The 4,909-nt window shown below is 49.3% G+C and carries 8 protein-coding genes; all 8 read right to left on the reverse strand.

What is annotated here, in order from left to right:
• Positions 1-174 (reverse strand): DUF3307 domain-containing protein (locus AB447_RS25465; RefSeq protein WP_156416006.1); only part of this gene is annotated, 174 nt, incomplete at its 3' end.
• Entirely contained in the window at positions 171-371 is a 201-nt protein-coding gene (locus AB447_RS19285) for a hypothetical protein (protein WP_057957714.1), read from the reverse strand. The genes AB447_RS25465 and AB447_RS19285, both read right to left, overlap by 4 nt.
• On the reverse strand, positions 368-625 hold the full coding sequence (locus tag AB447_RS19290) for a hypothetical protein (RefSeq protein WP_048356259.1): 258 nt from the start codon (positions 623-625) through the stop codon (positions 368-370). The genes AB447_RS19285 and AB447_RS19290 overlap by 4 nt, the downstream gene beginning before the upstream one ends.
• A 4-nt stretch (positions 626-629) precedes the next feature.
• Positions 630-995: a hypothetical protein gene (locus AB447_RS19295; protein ID WP_048356260.1), complete on the reverse strand. Its 366-nt coding sequence runs from the start codon at positions 993-995 to the stop codon at positions 630-632.
• A 5-nt stretch (positions 996-1,000) separates the two neighbouring features.
• Positions 1,001-1,519 (reverse strand): crossover junction endodeoxyribonuclease RuvC, encoded by a 519-nt coding sequence (locus AB447_RS19300; RefSeq protein WP_048356261.1) that lies wholly within the window; start codon positions 1,517-1,519, stop codon positions 1,001-1,003.
• Complete coding sequence (locus AB447_RS19305; RefSeq protein WP_048356262.1) at positions 1,516-1,836, reverse strand: hypothetical protein; 321 nt, start codon at positions 1,834-1,836, stop codon at positions 1,516-1,518. Before AB447_RS19305 ends, AB447_RS19300 begins: the two co-directional genes overlap by 4 nt.
• Complete coding sequence (locus AB447_RS19310; protein WP_057957715.1) at positions 1,836-2,885, reverse strand: hypothetical protein; 1,050 nt, start codon at positions 2,883-2,885, stop codon at positions 1,836-1,838. The genes AB447_RS19305 and AB447_RS19310 overlap by 1 nt, the downstream gene beginning before the upstream one ends.
• A 14-nt stretch (positions 2,886-2,899) precedes the next feature.
• The coding region (locus AB447_RS19315; protein ID WP_057957716.1) for a DNA polymerase at positions 2,900-4,909 on the reverse strand (2,010 nt) is incomplete at its 5' end.

The following is a 4,909-nucleotide window of genomic DNA, read 5'->3' on the forward strand; positions in this document are numbered from 1 at the left end:
AACGTAAGTTATTTGAATCCCCGACAAATACGCTGCGATCGATATTGTTCCGGCCCAAATTCCGGCGTGAGAAAGAAGCACGATAACGTTCTTACCTTTCATATTCGCCAAGAAATCTCCCTGAAACGGATAGTCCGCAAGTAAGTGCGCAAAGATTAGGAATAGCAACGTCATCCGATCGACTCCTTCCGTTTTAATTCCGCCTCTATTTCGTCTTTTCTCGCCAGAATCCGGTCACGCTCGTTTTTCAATTCGCTCAGCTTCGTATCGTGCCGACTAATTACGTAATCAACATCGATAAGTTGTTCGTCAAGCCATCGCAAGGACTGCCGTAACTGTGTGGCCGGTACGCCGTAGCATTCGTAGGTCATCGAGTTTCCTCCTCTGCGTCCTTTTTAACGCGTTTGTGTTCGCGATAGGCGTCGTGTAGACGGACAGCACTGCCGCAGATAATTAGCGCTACTATGAAAACTGCTACGATACTTAAAACGACCCAAACAATCGCACCAATAACCGGAATCGCGAGCAGAAAATTAGTGGCTAAATACCCGATAACTCCTCCCGTGACACTCAGAATGATTATTGCAACGATCGCTAACGCTTCGATAAGTCGCTGCTTAAACATTCGATCACTTCCCTCCGATCGTGTCGAGGATTTCTTTGATCGCGTAGTATTCCGGATTGATTAGTCCTTTGATTCCTTCGGTGATCGCGTAAATACCGAACCCTCCCGGAAGAACCACTGACAGACCGAAAGTAAGAGCCACGAAAAACCATTCGTAATCCCAATTACAATGCCGCTCCCCATACATCTTTATAGTCATCTTCGTAATTATGACTCCCGCAATAACTGCGATCATTAGAAAAACGAACCCGATAATCGAATCAGTCACACCGGTTGCGAATGCCTGCTTTACGAGAACTCCGTAAACATGTTCGGCAGCCACTCCGAGCTTTGCCGCCAGCTTATCGATATACTCCATCGCTTTATCCATTCGACTCACTCCTTCGGTTTAATAATCTTCTCGCGAATCAGATACGTAAGCGCCACCGCACAGGCATCGCTATGATCGTCTGTTGCGAATTTGTGGTCGGCCGACAAACCGAGCCATTCCCGAACGCTCTCGGCAACTTGCGGCTTCTTTGCGTTTCCGTTTCCGGTGACTGTTTTCTTAACGTTAGCCGGCGTCACATGGACGTCGATATCGTATCCGTATCGGTGTAGCGCCCGCTCAACTGACGACCAGGTTCCGTGAATCTTATTGTTCTGCGCATAGTTGCGGCTCGGCGGCCAAATCTCCCGAACGATCACATCGAACGGTTGGTTGTCGCGAACAAACAGTAGCGTAAACGCTTCGATCTCTTCGTAGCGCAATGGCTGATCGGTTGATGCGGACGTTTTAAAGTGGGCGGATTTTATGAGGCGAGCTTTTCCGCCCTTTGCTTCGATGATTGCGAATCCCGGCGATGTTAACGAAAGGTCAAGGCCGAGGACCCGGATAGGCTTGGCGCTAGTCATTCTACGACCTTCCATGAATAGGCGGACCCTTTTTTCGTCTCCTCTAAGGTGATTTCGCCAAGATTTACGCCTTCTAGGTACTTAAACAGATCGCTCATGAAAATCTCGCACCTAATATCTTGCGATTTATCTTCGATAACTAGACCAGCGCTTGATCTCGTAGAAAACCAATCGACCACTTCAAAACGACCTGTCTCACGTTTTTTCTCACGTTCCATTAATTTGAGGTCATTTCCGCAATGATGTCGCAGAAAGTACGGATTTTTAACTTCAGCATCACACGCGCTACAGTAGTAAACTTTAATCTTTCCCGCCATCAAACCGCCTCCCCTTTGCGTACTCTTTCGATAAATTCGAGCGCCTCAACGTACTGCCGTTTCGTAGATTCGTATACGTTCGATCTCCGTACCTGCGACACTTTTGCACGAAGCTCCGACAGTTCTTCGTCCGTCAGCGACTTCGCAATAGCCGTCTTGTATCCGTTAAACGTCCAGCCGTTCAGATCCAACGGTAAAGGCGTTCCCTCTTCGACAGATTTTCGGATCTCTACGAATCTATCGAATAGCTGCTCGACGTCTTCCTCCGTAATTTCGATGCCGAACGCCCGCATATCCGGCGACTTTTCGAATTCTCCTTCCGGATACACCCACGATTTCTTAGCCGCGTTCACATAAAGGATGACGTATAGGTCGACGCCGTACATCGGGCCGTAGGCGACACATTGCTTGACGTGCTTTTCTTCCGGCTGACGCATCGAATGAAGGGACGTCTTTGCAGCGGTAGTCTGCTTCGATTTAATCTCGAGGCCGACGCGCATCACTTCGCCGTCTTCCGTTACGTAGCGCATGATGCCATCGCACGTTCCGTACAGATTGAACGAGTAGCCACGATGTGTGACCGGATGATTCTTTTTCGCGAAATCCTCGAACATTGGCGTGCCGTCTTCGTTCTTTTCGAAGCTAAACGGACAGGGGCGGCCGGTCTTCTTCTCGAAGTGTTTTTCCATAAAGAGAATGTCGCGCTGGATTACGTCCCCGATCGCTGTACCGATTCGAGTCCACCGTCCTTGGTACGGAGGCTTCTTCGTTTCGTCCCTCGGAGATCCGATCGCTTTATGGTATAGCTCGCGCGGGCAAGCGTTAGCAGATGACGGTGAGAAATACGGTTTCTTCGGAAATACTTTCGGAGCGTTGGCGTACCATTTATGAATCTGCGCGTCCAGGGCGTTATCCCACGTCTCCGGCAGCGAGTGCCATTCGTTCAGATATTCGACCAATTCGTCCGCAATCTGCTGCGCGTATGTGGTCGGTTCTTTTATGTGTGCCCGCAGTGAATTTGCGGCTGATCTTCCGTTTGTGTTCGTCAATTAATCGTCCCCTTTCAGCTTCCTTGCCAGCCTTCACTGACAACTTGTAATTGGCGTGTATAATCCGACTCTTTTCCGTATTCTTCACGCAATACTTTTCCGGTGAAGAACTCGTCGATTTTCATTCCGTTTCCCCATCTGCGGCAGATCTCGATATCAGTCTTGTTCGGAATGTTTCCGAAAACGTACGTGTTCAGCATGACATCCTCGAAGTCTTTCACGTCTTCTCGCGTGATGGTGTCCGGTACTAAAAGCAGCGCTTCATCATGAACCACGCACCATATCCGCCATTCTCCGCGTCCTTCAGCCGTCTTCCTATCGCACAACTCTTGAAGCGCAATCATCGTCGCTTTTGTCTGAATCGCTGCGGACCCCTGGACTCTTGCGTTAGTTGACTGCGTATAAACGGCCGAATAATGCCCTTTGGCGTTACGGTCCTTCGCGTCCGGCAACCGTCTTTTACGTTGGCCGCGATCCATCCAAACATATCCGTGCTTCTTAACGAAAGCTTGATTCGTTTCGACCCACTTTTTGACGACCGGAAACCTTTCGAAGAAGTTGTCGAGGAACTTCTGCGCCTCTTTCTTCGATATTCCGATAGCGTCCTTGAGCATGTTCGCGCCACCCCCGTAAGCAACCGCAAGCATGATGACCTTAGCCTGTTTCCGGTAGACTGATCCGTCGCCGCACTCTTCGATCGGCTTATTGAAAACTTCTGAAGCGATTGAGGCGTATAGATCGTCCCCTTGCAAGTAGTTATCGACTAGCTTCGGATCTTGCGAGAAGTACGCCAGGCATCGGTATTCTTGCTGACTCCAGTCTCCGCCTAAAATCGCGTATCCTTTAGGAGCTACGAACATTTTCCGGGCTTCCTTCGGTTGATTCTGTAGGTTGACGCCTGTTCCACCGGAAGAGAACCGGCCAGTCTTTGCGCCGTTCTGATTAAAATTCGTATAGAGTTTTCCAGTCCTCTTGTCGATTAATTCCGGCAAAGCGTTGATGTACGTTGAGTACAGTTTGAACTTCTCCTTATACTCGAGCAGCTTCTTAATGATCGGATGTTTGCTAGCGAGAGGTTTCAGAACTTTCTTTGCGTCGGTTGAGTCGAGTTTTTCTCCGGTCGCTTCTTCTAACGCTGGCTTTAATTGCGCCGGCGAGTTAATGTTGATGTCGCCCAACTCGTCGATAATCTCCGCATACAAACGATCGATTTCCGATTTGATCTCCTTACCGTATTCCTCCGCGAAATCTAGGTCGATGTCGAATCCGGTTGACTCGAGCTTCTGTACGACGGTGATTAACGGAACTTCTACCGTCTCATAGTAGCGAAGGATATCCGGAAACTTCTTCAGGTGTTCGCGTTGGAAATCGCGGAGCTTCCTCGTCACATCACCGTCTTTTGCCGCATAAGCAAGCGCAATTCTTAGATCACTCACTTCATCGAATCCGATCTTTCCGAATAAGTCTTCGTATGTGTCCGATTTAATCCGTAGATATTTCGTGACGAGGTTCTTCAGCGCAAAGGACGGTTCATTTTCGTTAAGCAGCCGCATCGCTTCCTGTGTGTCCCACGTAAGGCCCCGCAATGTGATTCCTTCGCGGTCCAGCATGTGAATATCGAACTTTGCGTTATGGGCGAGCTTTCCGATCGATTCATCTTCGTAAAACGGCCGCAGCTTTTCGACGACAAAGTCGTTATCTAATTGCGGATGATCCGTCTTATGTTTCGTTGGGATATACGCGTGGATGTCCGCTTTAATAGCCGTCAATACATGGCCGACAATGTAGTCGTTCCATACGTCTGTGCCCGTCGTCTCGACGTCGAATACGATCTCTTCTTCGTCAGCAAGTAACGCAAGTAAATCGTTGAGCTGCGCTTCGTCTGTAATCAGCCAGTAGTTTTCCGGCGTATTCTCGACCATCTTCCGCAAGGTTTCTTCGCGCCGCTGTTCCTGTAGCGTCTTCCATAGCCGCATCGCTTCCGCTTTGCTGAACGCCTTCGGGTTTCCGGCCTTGTTTACGCA

The organism is Bacillus glycinifermentans (genome assembly GCF_001042475.2).
GTDB lineage: Bacteria > Bacillota > Bacilli > Bacillales > Bacillaceae > Bacillus > Bacillus glycinifermentans.